The 13,064-nt window shown below is 56.9% G+C and carries 11 protein-coding genes; 5 read left to right on the forward strand and 6 right to left on the reverse strand.

From position 1 onward, the window contains the following. Window positions 1–5 precede the first annotated feature (5 nt). Complete coding sequence (locus tag ACR0IV_RS18145) at window positions 6–1,574, forward strand: trimethylamine methyltransferase family protein (RefSeq protein WP_480660319.1); 1,569 nt, start codon at window positions 6–8, stop codon at window positions 1,572–1,574. A gap of 62 nt (window positions 1,575–1,636) precedes the next feature. Here ACR0IV_RS18145 and ACR0IV_RS18150 read toward each other — a convergent pair whose 3' ends face one another. After that, window positions 1,637–3,031, reverse strand: a complete 1,395-nt coding sequence (locus tag ACR0IV_RS18150; protein ID WP_480660317.1) for an aminotransferase — start codon at window positions 3,029–3,031, stop codon at window positions 1,637–1,639. Between the two features lie 190 nt (window positions 3,032–3,221). Here ACR0IV_RS18150 and ACR0IV_RS18155 point away from each other — a divergent pair, with 190 nt between their 5' ends. Then, complete coding sequence (locus tag ACR0IV_RS18155) at window positions 3,222–3,815, forward strand: TetR/AcrR family transcriptional regulator (protein ID WP_480734418.1); 594 nt, start codon at window positions 3,222–3,224, stop codon at window positions 3,813–3,815. A 237-nt stretch (window positions 3,816–4,052) separates the two neighbouring features. Beyond that, window positions 4,053–4,208 carry a universal stress protein gene (locus ACR0IV_RS18160; RefSeq protein ID WP_480660312.1) on the forward strand — a complete coding sequence of 52 codons (156 nt, stop codon included), beginning with the start codon at window positions 4,053–4,055 and terminating at the stop codon, window positions 4,206–4,208. 46 nt (window positions 4,209–4,254) lie between these two features. On the opposite strand, the gene ACR0IV_RS18165 is transcribed toward ACR0IV_RS18160, so the two are convergent. Genes ACR0IV_RS18165 through ACR0IV_RS18175 form a run of 3 tightly spaced genes read right to left on the reverse strand, consistent with a single transcriptional unit; the run spans window position 4,255 to window position 6,636 of the window. After that, window positions 4,255–4,986 carry an amino acid ABC transporter ATP-binding protein gene (locus tag ACR0IV_RS18165; protein WP_480660310.1) on the reverse strand — a complete coding sequence of 244 codons (732 nt, stop codon included), beginning with the start codon at window positions 4,984–4,986 and terminating at the stop codon, window positions 4,255–4,257. Next, window positions 4,986–5,819, reverse strand: coding sequence for an amino acid ABC transporter permease (locus ACR0IV_RS18170; protein WP_480660308.1), 834 nt, complete (start codon window positions 5,817–5,819; stop codon window positions 4,986–4,988). The genes ACR0IV_RS18165 and ACR0IV_RS18170 overlap by 1 nt, the downstream gene beginning before the upstream one ends. A gap of 1 nt (window position 5,820) precedes the next feature. Then, window positions 5,821–6,636: an ABC transporter substrate-binding protein gene (locus ACR0IV_RS18175; protein ID WP_480660306.1), complete on the reverse strand. Its 816-nt coding sequence runs from the start codon at window positions 6,634–6,636 to the stop codon at window positions 5,821–5,823. Between the two features lie 251 nt (window positions 6,637–6,887). Between ACR0IV_RS18175 and ACR0IV_RS18180 the strand changes: the two genes are divergently transcribed. Next, window positions 6,888–9,344 carry an autotransporter domain-containing protein gene (locus tag ACR0IV_RS18180; RefSeq protein WP_480660304.1) on the forward strand — a complete coding sequence of 819 codons (2,457 nt, stop codon included), beginning with the start codon at window positions 6,888–6,890 and terminating at the stop codon, window positions 9,342–9,344. Window positions 9,345–9,442: 98 nt separating this feature from the next. Here ACR0IV_RS18180 and ACR0IV_RS18185 read toward each other — a convergent pair whose 3' ends face one another. Further along, window positions 9,443–10,834, reverse strand: a complete 1,392-nt coding sequence (locus ACR0IV_RS18185; RefSeq protein WP_480470761.1) for an aminotransferase family protein — start codon at window positions 10,832–10,834, stop codon at window positions 9,443–9,445. Between the two features lie 219 nt (window positions 10,835–11,053). On the opposite strand from ACR0IV_RS18185, the gene ACR0IV_RS18190 reads away from it, so the two are divergent. Further along, a complete protein-coding gene (locus tag ACR0IV_RS18190; protein WP_480660302.1) occupies window positions 11,054–12,682 on the forward strand; it encodes an acyl-CoA synthetase in 1,629 nt (542 codons plus the stop codon). Here the strand turns inward: ACR0IV_RS18190 and ACR0IV_RS18195 are convergent. Continuing rightward, window positions 12,679–13,011, reverse strand: a complete 333-nt coding sequence (locus ACR0IV_RS18195; RefSeq protein WP_480660300.1) for a DOPA 4,5-dioxygenase family protein — start codon at window positions 13,009–13,011, stop codon at window positions 12,679–12,681. The two genes, ACR0IV_RS18190 and ACR0IV_RS18195, sit on opposite strands and share 4 nt — an antisense overlap. Between the last annotated feature and the right edge of the window lie 53 nt (window positions 13,012–13,064).

Raw genomic sequence — 13,064 nt, forward strand, 5'->3', positions numbered from 1 at the left:
AAACCATGACAGAGTTAACGCAGCGCAGATCAAGACGGCGCGGGGGCGGGCGTGAAGCGCGAGCCGCCGTGCGGACCAGCAATGCCGCCTCGCAGGCAATCTGGCCGGGCATTTCGGGTGGGCGATACAAACCACTGTCGGACGCCGATATGGCGCGTATTCACGAAGCTGCGCTCTGTATTCTGGAACGCACCGGGGTAGGGGACCCCACGCAAGAGGTTCTCGATCTCGTGTTACCCAAAGGTGCAACGGTGAACGCGCATGGCAGGCTGTGTTTTCCCCGCACCCTGGTGGAAGACCTTTTGGCCAAGGCCGCCAGTGAATTCTATGTGCACGCGCGCGGATCGCGGGCGGGCAAGGACGACATGCACTGCACCAAGGACAAGGTGTATTACGCAAACTCCGGAACGGCGGTGACTACATTCGATGCGGACACGCGCAGTTACCGGCCATCAACGCTCAAGGATATTTACGATTTCACTCGCCTGGTCGACCGGCTCGACAACATTCACATGACCGGTGATACGGTTCTGGCAACGGATGTGCCGCAGGACTACGAGCACGATATGAGCATGCTCTACGCCATCTTGGCGGGTAGCGAGAAGCCATCTTGCCTGACGTTCCGTACGCGCGAGCATATTCAGGACGCGATCCATCTGTTCGATCTGGCATCGGGTGGCGAGGGCAAGTTTCTTGAAAAACCCTCGGTCATTTTTGGAGGCTGCCCCATCGTTTCGCCGCTAAGGTTCGGGCGGGAAAATCTGGAAATCCTGATTGATACAGCGAAGATGGGGTTGGTTTGCGACTTGGCTGTCCCGCCGCAGGCCGGGGCGACGTCGCCTGCGCCGCTGGCGGGCACCTTGGCGCAGGCTGTAGCTGAAACCCTATCCTGCGTCGCCATCGCCAACCTGATCAACCCGGGGACCCCAGTGGTCTTTGCGGCTTGGCCCTTCATCACCGATCTGCGCACAGGCTCCTTTACAGGCGGCAGCGGTGAGCAGGCACTGATTTCAGCTGCGGCCATCCAGATGGGTAACTTCTACAACCTGCCCACCAGTGTCGGATGTGGCATGACGGATTCCAAGATCCCCGATGCGCAATACGGTCTGGAAAAGGCGCTGACCTTCGCTTTGGCGGCCCATGCCGGAGCCAACCGGCTCTGCGAGTTTGGCGGGATGGTTGGCAGCCTGATGGGGTGTAGCTTTGAGTCCATGGTCATCGATAACGAGGCTGCGGGCATGATCTCGCGAACGCTTCGCGGGATTGAAGTGAGCGACGACACGCTTTCGATCGATGTCATCCATGAATGCGCAATCGACCCCGGTCATTTCCTCGGCAACGCGCAGACCTTACAATACATGGAAACCGAGTATGTCTACCCGACCCTGATGGACCGGGAGCTAACCGATACCTGGGAGAAAGCCGGTCGTCAGGATATGTTCGAGCGGAGTCGGTCGATAGTGGAGGATATCCTGTCCAATCACTATCCAAACTACTTTGGCGGCAAGGTGGATGAAGAGGTTCGATCCAAGTTCCCGATCAAATTGCCGCCCGAGGCGATGCGAGCGGGCTGAGCGCTGTAGAGGGCGACGAAGGCATCGCAAATCGTAAGATTGCGACCCCGCTCTGTTGTAACCTAAGCCCGAAAAGCACCCTGGCGCGTCAGGTCTTCCGTCGCCAGCCGGATACCCTTTTCGAGGATGTCGAACATCCGGTTCAATTCATCTTCCGTAATGATCAGCGGTGGAGAAAACACGCACATGTTGATGATCGGCCGCAGGATCAGCCCATTCTCCTGACAATGTCGATCAATCAACGCACCCACCGACTTATCGAGATCCAGCAGATTGTCGGCATTGGCGTCGGCAACACATTCGACGCAGCCAACCAACCCCATGCCGCGGGTGTCGCCAACAAGCGGTAAGTCTCCCAAAGTGCGAAGGCGTTCTTCAAACAAAGGTGATATCGCACGGACATGCTCCAGAACGCCGTCGCGTTCCATGATTTCGATTGTCTTCAGACCCGCTGCCGCACTCACCGGATGACCTGAATAGGTGAAGCCGTTCGAGAATGTCGCGTTTTGTGCGTTGTCACCGCTCACGTCTTTGATCAGCCGGTCAGAGATGATGCAGGCCCCCATGGGTACATATCCAGACGTCATGCCCTTGGCACAGGTGATGATATCGGGTTGAATCCCAAAGATCTCTTCGGAAGCAAACCAATGTCCCAGCCGCCCGAATCCAGTCACAACCTCGTCCGATATATACAGGACATCGTATTTCCGACAGATTTCCAGACAGCGCTTATGATACCCTTGCGGAGGCACAATGACTCCACCAGAACACAGGATCGGTTCGGCGATGAAAGCCGCGACCTTGTCTGCCCCGGTCTGCAGGATCATGTTTTCCAGATCAGCGATTTTTTCATCCAGAAAGTCTGCGATCGTCTGACCGGTGCGGCGGGTATACGGGTTCACGTTCGGCAGGAAGCGCGTCAGGTGAGAGGCTTGGTCCAGCCACCCTTTGTCGCGCTCTTTCCCGGATACCGAAGCCGCCAGGTAGGTCGATCCGTGATAGGCCTTCTGCCGCGATATAACGATTTTCTTTTCTGGTTTGCCCAACAGGTTGTTGCGAAACTGTACAAAACGCAGAGCGCTATCGACAGCCGTTGAGCCGCCGGTCGTGAAGAACACATGGTTCAGATCTCCCGGTGTTCTCTTGGCGATCTCATGTGCCAATTGGGCCGGAGCAGAGTTTGCGTTGTTGAATGGCGAAAAATACGCCATCTCTTTCGCCTGCTTGGCCATTGCATCAGCGATCTCGGTGTTTCCATAGCCCAGCTGAACGCACCACATCCCGGCAGGCCCATCTATCAGGCGCTTTCCGTCCTCTGTCACGACATGAACGCCAAGCCCACTTTCGGTGAAGGTCCGTTCATTTTGACCCAGATATGACATCCCCTCCCACGGGTGGAGGAAATGTTCGTTGTCCCAATCACGTATGGACGGAAAGCCGGAGTTCGATGGGATCATGTAGCACCAGGATGTAATATATATCACAAAATGTACAAATATTCATTCAATGTCAATTCTTGAACTTCTGCTCCACTAGATGCGAGAAAACAAAGAGCGAGCGCCCCAGCGAAGGACAAACAAGATTACTCTCGAACCAGATACCCCAACCAATGCCCGAGATCTGAGTAGGTTGCAGAACCGAAAGCAATTGATCCAGGCGGCTGCGGACTCCATCCATAAATATGGAATTCGCGGAACGACTTCGGCGAGAATTCAGGAATTGTCAGGCTTGTCGCGGGGAATGGTGAATCTGCACTTTGGCTCCAAAGAGAAGCTGCTTCTCGCTGTGGCCGAGGATTTGTCGGCGCGCTATGTGGGGCAGTGGAAGGCAATCGCAGACGATTCAGAGCTGGACGCTGCTAAAAAGCTGATTTCCATCATTAAGGCGGATTTCGACCCCTTGGTTCTTAATGCGAGGGACATTGCGATCTGGATCTCGTTTCGGGCTGAAGCGCTCTCGAACCCACACGTATTTCCCTTTATCGACTCACGAGACAAAAGTTTCCGAGCGGTGATTCTGACGCTGTTGGAGCAAATAAAGAGCGAAGGTGAATACGAGGACGTAGACGCCAAACTTGCAACAGACGCGTTGATTGCTTTGCTGGAAGGGCTGTGGACCGATTACCATTTGCACTCAGATATCTTCAAATCCGAGGAGGCCTTGAGGATTTGCCTGTTTATACTGCAATCAATGTTTCCAAATCACTTTAGCGCCCAGCAAACTATGCGCGAACGTGACTAAATGGTCAGGCTCGATACGGACATCTTTAGTGTTGCGGGCCAAAGGTTGCTCACAGGTTGCATCTGCCTAGCGAAAAAATTTGTGTCGCAATTGGCGAAACCTGTGGATTGAAGAAATTCCCGCGGCGTGGGAAGCAATGGCTCAGAGATGAGGCAACGGTATATTTATCTGTCGCCTCACACTGCTATCGAACGTTACACGAACCTGCTCCAACGGTCACGGTAGGCCAAACCCGGTATGCGTATCACTGAGGTCGCGCGTGAAATCGGCGCCGACCTGATCATTGTCGGTGCGCATCATCCTTCGGCGATGGACTATTTTCTGGGTTCGACAGCCTCACGTGTATCTCGCCGGGCAACATGTTCCGTTCTGATCCAGCGTCCGCTGGGCTGACACTTCGGTGAGCGTAGCAGAGTTGACGATTGTCGCTGCTGTGCGGTTATTTTAACGCGCGCGCCAAAAAGGCTTTGGTCGTCGCATGCGCCGGGTTGTCGAACAGAACCGCCGGAGGACCTTCTTCGATGATCTGCCCGCCATCCAGGAAACAGACTTTGTCCGCCGCTTCGCGGGCGAAACCCATTTCATGAGTGGCCATGACCATCGTCATGCCCTGACGCTTCAGCATCAGCAAAACATCCAGCACTTCACCTACAAGCTGGGGATCAAGGGCCGAGGTGATCTCATCGAACAGCATGACCTCGGGTTTCATGGCCAGCGCTCGGACGATGGCGACGCGCTGTTGTTGTCCGCCTGACAGCTGATCGGGATAGTTGTGCATGCGGTCGGCCAGCCCAAACCGGGTGAAAAGGGCTTCAACCTCTGGCAGCAGCTCGGCGCGTGAGAGGCTGTGAACCCGGCGAGGGGCGAGCAGAACGTTTTCCAGCGCTGTCATATGGGGGAAGAGGTTGAAGCTCTGGAACACGATGCCGATCCGGGAGCGGACGGATTGCGGGTTCAGGCCGGGGATCGAGATGTCCTCGCCGTCCAGAAAGATCGCTCCATCCTCGATTGGCTCAAGCAGATTGATGCAGCGCAGCAGGGTCGATTTGCCGGACCCGGACGCGCCGATCAGGCAGACCATCTGGCCCTCTTCAACAGTCAGATCGATCCCGTCACACACCGTGCGGTCGCCGAAGCGTTTGACCACGCCGCTCAGTTCCAGTTTGGGCATCAGCGTCTCTCTCGCACCTGGCGGGCCATCAGATGATCGGCATAGCGTGTGGCCGGGATTGTCACGATCAGAAAGATGATCGCCGCTCCAACATAGGGGGTGAAATTGGCCAGCAGGGATTTGAATACGCCGGCCTGACGAAAAATCTCGACCGGGCCGATGAAACTGAGCAACGAGACGTCTTTTTGCAGCGCGATCAGCATGTTCATCTGCGAGGGCACAACGTTACGGATGGCCTGCGGCAACACCACGTCGCGCATCACCTGCCGTTCTGACAAGCCCAGCGAAAGGGCGGCTGCGCGTTGGCTGTGATGGACGCTATCGATACCAGAGCGGAAGATCTCGGCCACATAGGCTGAATAGGTCAGGATCAGCGCCAGCGAGCCCCAGATATATGGAGAGTTCCACGGGCGCGGCAGGCCCAGCCCCGGAATGCCGAAGCCGATCAAATAGACTGTTAAAATGACAGGCACGCCGCGGAAAATGTCAGTGAACGCTGCGCCAAAAATGCGCAGAGGAAAAAGGGCGGGGGATTTGGCATCCCGCGCCAATGCGATCAGCAGGCCCAGCACTGCAATGGCGGGCGCGGACCATGCAAAGATCATCACGTTGATCCGAAACGCTTCAAGCAGTTTCGGGAAGGTTTTGACCAGTGTCTCTCCGTTGAAAAAGCTCTGCTGAACCTTCGACCAGCCCGGCGCCAGCGGCACCAGAAAATATATCGCGGCCACAACAGTGATCGTGCTTATCGTGGCGATCACCAACGACCGGCGTCGCTGTAGCGCCTCATAGCGTTCGCGGCGGGTCATTCCGCCCGCCTTCTGACTGCTCATGTTACTTGATCAGCGGAACACCGGTTGAATCCTGCAGCCATTCGGCCTCGATCGCGGCCAGTTTGCCGCTTTCGGTCAGCGCTGACAGAGCTTGATCAACACATGTTTTCAAGAGGTTACCTTCCTCCATCAGCATCCCGAACTGATCGGGATTGTCGCTTTCGTCCGCTGGAAACTGCCCGATGACCTTCGAACCCTCAATCATCACTGCGCTGAGGAACAGCGCCGTTGGCAGATCAAACAGGGCTGCGTCGATCTGGTTGGCCGACATTGCTGCATTGACGTCGGCGTTGTCCCCGTAAAGCAGCGGGTCGCTATCTGGCTGAATGATACTGGCCAGCTTGGGAACCGCAGTGGTCGACCCGACGGCCCCCCATTGCAAACCCTTCAGCGCGTCGATTGTTGGGGCCGTGTCTGTCGCGTTTGGGCTGACCAAAACCGCCATCGGCGCGGTGTAGTAGGGGGCCGAGAAATCAACGACCTGATCGCGTTCGGGCGTGATCGAGTATTGCTGCATGTTGACGTCAAATTCTTTGGCGCCCGGCTGAATGGCCTCATCAAACGAAGACCTGACCCATACGACATCCTCGGCGGCGAACCCCATCTCTTCGGCAACGGCATAGGCAACGGCCGCTTCAAAGCCTTGGCCGGATTCAGGGGCGTCGTCGATCACCCATGGGTAATAGGCCGGGTTGCCCGTTGCGATGGTGAACTTACCTTCTGCCAGGGTCTTGCCAGCGGCGCAGTGCCCATCCGCGAAGGCCGCGGTTGAGAGGCACAGGACCGAACCTGCCGCGATTGAGAGCATCTTGGACATCAGTGAAAACTCCTGCTGGATTGCTTTGCCGCTACGGTAATTCTGCCCGCGCACGCTGTCCAGAACGTGTTGCGGTGCTCCGCATCGGTTCGACAGAGCTTTTTTGGAAACAATCGCCCTGCGGTGTGATCAATGTGCAATATTACGGCTGCGAAGTGCATCCAAAGCGCTGCCTTAATTGCGCCTTACTTCGACTATGGGTAGAAATCTGAACAAAGTATTAATCAGTGATTTTGTAGAGGTATGGGAATATGGGTCGATGCGCATCAAAGCGCACGCGGGCAGCGCGTGGTGGTCGTCTGGTCAGATTGAAAGGCCAGATCGTAAGTGTTGCACCATCATCGGCATTTGCGTTTGCTGCGGGCGTCGCGCTGTCGGTTTCACCGTTGACGGCCGAAGAGGTCTCGACAGCCGTCGATTTCCCGGTTGTTTTTAATCTGGACGAAGACAATACGATTACCGAAACTGGATCTGTGGATCTTTCGATCGGTGGGACGGCAGTAGGTCTGGTCCCGGACTATTCCAGCGTATTCACCAACAATGGGCTGGTTCGAGGGCCCGCGCCGCTTGTATCGATCGGAAATGGTGTGCAGGTTCTTGGTCAGCTTTTGTCGACTGGTCAGGTTATCAACAATGGCGAGATTGATGTCGCTGTAGATACTCCGGACAATGCGCTTGCACGCGGTATCCAGTTCACTCAGAATGTTGGTGGGCGCGTTCTGAATACAGGCCGCATTGCAGCCAGTTCGACGGTTGCCACGGGGACCGGGGCAGCCTTGGTTTCTGGAATACAATTCGATGGAATGGTTCTTTCCGGCGCGGCCATCGAGAACTCCGGAGAAGTGATCTCGATCGCAAACGGTTCCTCAACAGTAGAACTGAATGTGTTGGGGTTGGCTTTCAACAACGAAGTTGCGACAAACCTGACCAACAGCGGCACAATTCGCGCCGAGGGAACAAATGCCGGTATAGGCAACGCCCGTGGTATTCAGATTTTCCTGGACAGGCCGCTGACTGGTGACATCAACAATTCAGGGTTCATCCAAGCAACGATCGAAAATGCAGAGAGCGCCTCGGCCATTGGTACGATCGTTCAGGGCTTGATGACCGGAGATTTCAACAACAGCGGTCAGACAATTGCCGAAGCTCAGGGGGCCGCGTCGGCGACGGCCATTGGCTACAACCTGACTGCTGATCTGGATGGCAACTTTATCAACAGCGGTGAAATCGACGCCCGTGCAGAAAGCGCCACAAGTGTTATTGCTTCGGGCGTCGATATCACGGGCCGGGTGGACGGCGAGATACGAAACAGCGGCTCGGTAGTCGCCATAGCCGAAGCGGGTTCCGCAGCTGGAACCGGTGAAGCCTCGGGCATTCGTGTCGGCGATATGCAAGGTCGGTTCTCGAATACTGGCGTGATCTCGGCAACGGCTTCGGGCGCAGGTTCGGCTGATGCTTTCGGACTACATTTTGGTAACTTCGACGGGGTGATTGCTGATGTGGGCCGGATCTCAGCGACCTCTGAGAATGGCCAAGCTTATGCGATCTATCTCGGCACCGGTACAGGTACACTGAATGTCGACAGCAGAGACGATGTAACCGGCCTGATCCGGGTTCAGGATCACAACGTCAATCTGGATGCGCAAGGTGGCAGCACCGTGTTCTTCTTCGAAGACGCAGCGCCGGGGTCAGGTGCATTTGTCACCACCGTCTCGGATGGGCGGTCGGCCTGGTTCGTCGAAGATGAAGGCGGTTCCGCTCCTGTCTACGCGGTAGTCGACGGCGCAGATATCGTGACCTCGGGCGACATCATCGCCTATTACGGTTCGGTCGTGGGGCGCACGGCTGAAGCGTTACGCTATGATCTGCCCGAACAGCCCGCACGCGGTCTAGCGTTTGCAAGCAGCGCCAGTGGCTTCCGCCCCTTCGCGATGATTGACGCTGAACTCCGACGGTTTGAGAGCACCCCCGGCATCAATACCGATCTGGAGGTGTTCAACGGTGTGGCGGGGTATTCCGGTCAGGCCGAGAACGGTTTGTCGATGGCATTTGGACTGGGTGTATTCCGATCAGATGGCGACACCGATACCACCGATTTCGATACCACCGGTATCTACCTGGACGCTGCATTCGGCCGCCAGTTCGGGGCATTCACTGTGGAAGGCGGTCTGGGGTTTGGATGGTTGTCCACCGATCGGTCGCGTCAGGTCTCGGGTAGTTCCGATGCCGAAGCTGATTTTGACAGCACCTTGTTCACCGCGCATATCGGTGCCAAGCGCAGCTTTGACGTCAGTGATACGTTTGGTCTGTTTGGGTTCGGCGACGTCCGCTATACGCGTCAAAAGGATGACAGCTATTCCGAAACCGGATCGATTGCGAATGCTTCAGTTGGTGAAACGACTACTGAAGTAATTGAAGCGCGCCTTGGCGTTGAGGTCGAGAAAACTCTGGCAGATGGCGGCCTTCTGATCGGTAAACTCAGCGGCGTCGTGCGGCGCGATCTTGGGGATACTGATGCCGATGTGACCGTCTTTTCCGACACACAGACCCTGTCCTTTGCTGCGACCGATTTCACCGGCGCAAGTGTTCTTGTTGGATATGAACATGATCTGCAAGAAAACATGCGCCTTGAGGTCACGGCAGAGCATGAGATCGGCAATGAAGCACAAGGTCCGAATTTCCTGGCCGGAATAAGGTGGAATTTCTGATCTGCGCCAGATTGGAAACGGCTTAATCCCGCTGCCGGTACAATAAAAAAACCCGCCGTTGACCGGCGGGTTTTTCGTATCTGCGTCAAAGGTTTGGCTTAGCCGAAGACCCGCCCCAGCGCACCGTCCACAGCATCAGTGATCTGATCAATATCGTCCGGTGTCGCAATCAGCGCGGGCGAGAAGCACAGCGTGTTGTTCTTGCCGGGGACCGAGCGGTTGGTGACCCCGATGATCACACCCTGCGCCATGCAGTCAGCAACAACCGCCTGAGCCAGTTTCTCATCCACCGGTTCGCGGGACGCACGATCCGAGACCAGTTCGGCTCCAAGGAACAGACCCTTGCCGCGCACGTCGCCGACGACCTTGTGCTTTTCCATCAGCGCCTGAAGATTGCCCATCATGCGATCACCCATGGCCGAGCAATTGCCCAGCAGGTTCTCGTCTTCGATGATGCGCATGTTCTCGATCGCCGCTGCCGGTCCCGCGGTGCAGCCACCGAAGGTCGAGATGTCGCGGAAATAGTTCATCGGGTCCGCTGCATCGTCCTTGAACATCTCGAAGACGTCTTCGGTTGTCACCAGGCAGGCAATCGCCGCATAGCCCGAAGCCACGCCTTTTGCCATCGTGACGAAATCGGGTTTCACGCCATATTGCTGATAGCCGAACCAAGTGCCGGTCCGACCCACGCCGCAGACGACCTCGTCGATATGCAGAAGGATGTCATATTTCTTGCAGATTTCCTGCACACGCTGCCAGTAACCCTCGGGCGCTTCGATGACACCGCCGCCTGCGGTTACCGGCTCAAGGCACAGTGCGCCCACGGTGTCGGGGCCTTCGCGCAGGATGACTTCTTCGATCTGATCGGCAGCCCATTCACCGAAATTCTCTTCGGGCGCGCCGTTCAGCTCATGCTTGCGGTATTCCATACAATGCGGCACGCGCACGAAATCGGGCGCGAAGGGGCCATATTGCGCGTTGCGCTCGTCCTGACCACCAGCAGACATCGCCGCGAGGGTCGAGCCATGATAGTCACGGTCGCGATACAGGATCTTGGTCTTCTTGCCGCCATAGCGCTTGTGCGCGATCTGACGGATCATCTTGAACGCCTTCTCATTCGCTTCCGAGCCGGAGTTCGTATAGTAGACGCGGCTCATGCCGGGCATCTTGCTGATCAGCTTTTCAGCAAAGATCGACCCGGGGATCGAGCCCGCGGAATTGGCGAAATAGCACAGCTTCATCAACTGGTCATAAACGGCCTTGCAGATGGATTCGCGACCGTAGCCGACATTCACCGTCCAGACCCCGCCCGAGACTGCGTCCAGATGTTCTTTGCCGTTCTGATCCCAGACGCGCATGCCTTTGCCTTCGACAATGATGCGCGGATCGTTGGTTTCAAAGGGTTTGTGCTGGATCAGGTGGTGCCAGATATGCGCGCGGTCAGCTTCGACGACGCGAGAGAGATCGTTTTCGTTGAACGTGCCGTCCATGACATGTCCTTTCAGGGTGGGGCGCGCAGGAATCAAACTCCCGGACGGGCGCGCGATGACGTGATGCTGCAGATCAGCGCGAATGAGACCCGCACAGTAGGGCCAGATTAACTCATAGAATAGCGCCAGTGTACCAAAATCGCGTATTTTTACGGGTTTGTTTTGGCGTAAGCTTTGTGCTCAATACGCCAAATCTGTCGCGTTTGGGAGGAGCACCGGATGAGCGCAGCAAACATCTATGAACAGCATCTGGACAAAGGCCCGGCGAATTTCACTCCGCTGTCTCCGCTGAGCTATATCGAGAGGACAGCGGCGGTTTATCCGGATTATCCAGCCGTTGTTTACGGGGACCGGAGGTATACTTGGGCACAGACCTATGCCCGCTGTCGCCAGATGGCCAGCGCACTGGCAGCCCGAGGGGTCGGGCAGGGCGACACGGTATCTATCATCGCCGCCAATATCCCTGAACTTTACGAGGCGCATTTTGGTGTGCCCATGGCAGGTGCCGTCCTCAACGCGATCAACACGCGGCTGGATGCACCGATCATCGCTTTCATCCTGAACCATGCCGAGGCGAAGGTTCTGCTGGTCGACCCCGAGTTTTCGGGCGTTGTGAAACAGGCGCTGACGGAGGTCGACCATGACGTGCTTGTCATCGACATCGAAGACGTCAGCTTTGACGGCGGTGAGCGGCTGGGTGATCTGACCTATGAGGGGCTGCTGGCTGAGGGCGATCCGGAATTCAACTGGTCTCTGCCCTCAGACGAATGGGACGCGATCACGCTGAACTATACCTCGGGCACCACCGGCAATCCCAAGGGTGTGGTCTATCACCACCGGGGCGCGGCGCTGAACGCGACCTCGAACATTCTGACTTGGGGTATGCCGCAGCATTCGGTCTATCTGTGGACGCTGCCGATGTTCCATTGCAACGGCTGGTGCTTCCCCTGGACGATGGCGGCCAATGCGGGCACGTCTGTTTGCCTGCGCGCCGTGCGGGATGAGCCGATCTATCGCGCCTTCCGCGAAGAGGGTGTGACCCATTTCTGCGGCGCGCCAATCGTGCTGAACATGTTGGCCAACGCGCCGGATCATCTCAAGGATTTCAGCCAGCAGATCAAGGTGATGACCGCAGGTGCCCCACCGCCCGCCAAGGTGATCGAAGCGATGGAGGGGATGGGAGTCGAAGTCACCCATGTCTATGGCCTGACCGAGACCTACGGGCCTTCTGTTGTCTGCGCCTGGAAAGACGAATGGAACGACAAGGAGGCCAAGGATCGCGCCGCGCTGAAGGTTCGTCAGGGCGTCAAGTACGTGGTGCTCTCGGGCCTGATGGTTGCCGATCCCGAGACGCTGGAACCCGTGCCCTCGGATGGTGAGACCATGGGCGAGATCTTCATGCAGGGTAATATCGTCATGAAGGGCTACCTCAAGAACGCCGATGCCACCGATAAGGCCTTCAACGGGGGATGGTTTGCCTCGGGCGATCTGGGTGTGATGCACCCGGATGGCTATATCGCGCTTAAGGATCGGTCCAAGGACATCATCATCTCGGGCGGCGAGAATATCTCATCTGTCGAGGTTGAGGATGTACTCTACAAGCACCCGGCCGTGATGGAGGCTGCGGTGGTCGCCCGTCCGGACGAAAAATGGGGCGAAACGCCCTGTGCCTTTGTCGAGTTGAAACCGCAGGCAGAGGCGAGTGAGGCTGACATCATCGCCTTCTGCCGTGACCACATGGCCCATTTCAAAGCCCCCAAAACCGTTGTCTTCGGGGCGCTGCCAAAAACCTCGACCGGGAAGATTCAGAAGTTCATCCTGCGCGATCACGCACGCGCGCTAAGTTAGTCAAAGATCGATAGATCAAGCTCCAGCATCTCGCCCATCCAGATGGCGCGATCCCGGTGATCTGCCAGGTGGTCACCGGTCTCGGGGTGGGTGAAGATGGTCAGGCCCTGACGGTTCAGGATCAGCCAGGGAAAGACCTGATCGAAGGCCTCGGCTGGAAAGCCCAGTTGGCAACTCCAGCGCGGATGTGGCCCGACATTACGCGCATGCATGCGGCCCATCTGCACGGCAGGGAACAGGCGCGCGGCCTCTCCGCAGACCTGCTGCGCGGTGTCTTGCGTGCCGGCGTCGAAATAGACATGGGCGTGATAGCCGGTGATCTCGGGCATGGTGGTCTCCGTATGTCGTTACAGGGCAACCTAAGGATCAGCTAAACCCTTTG

The sequence above is a fragment of the Ruegeria sp. C2 genome, assembly GCF_056537765.1.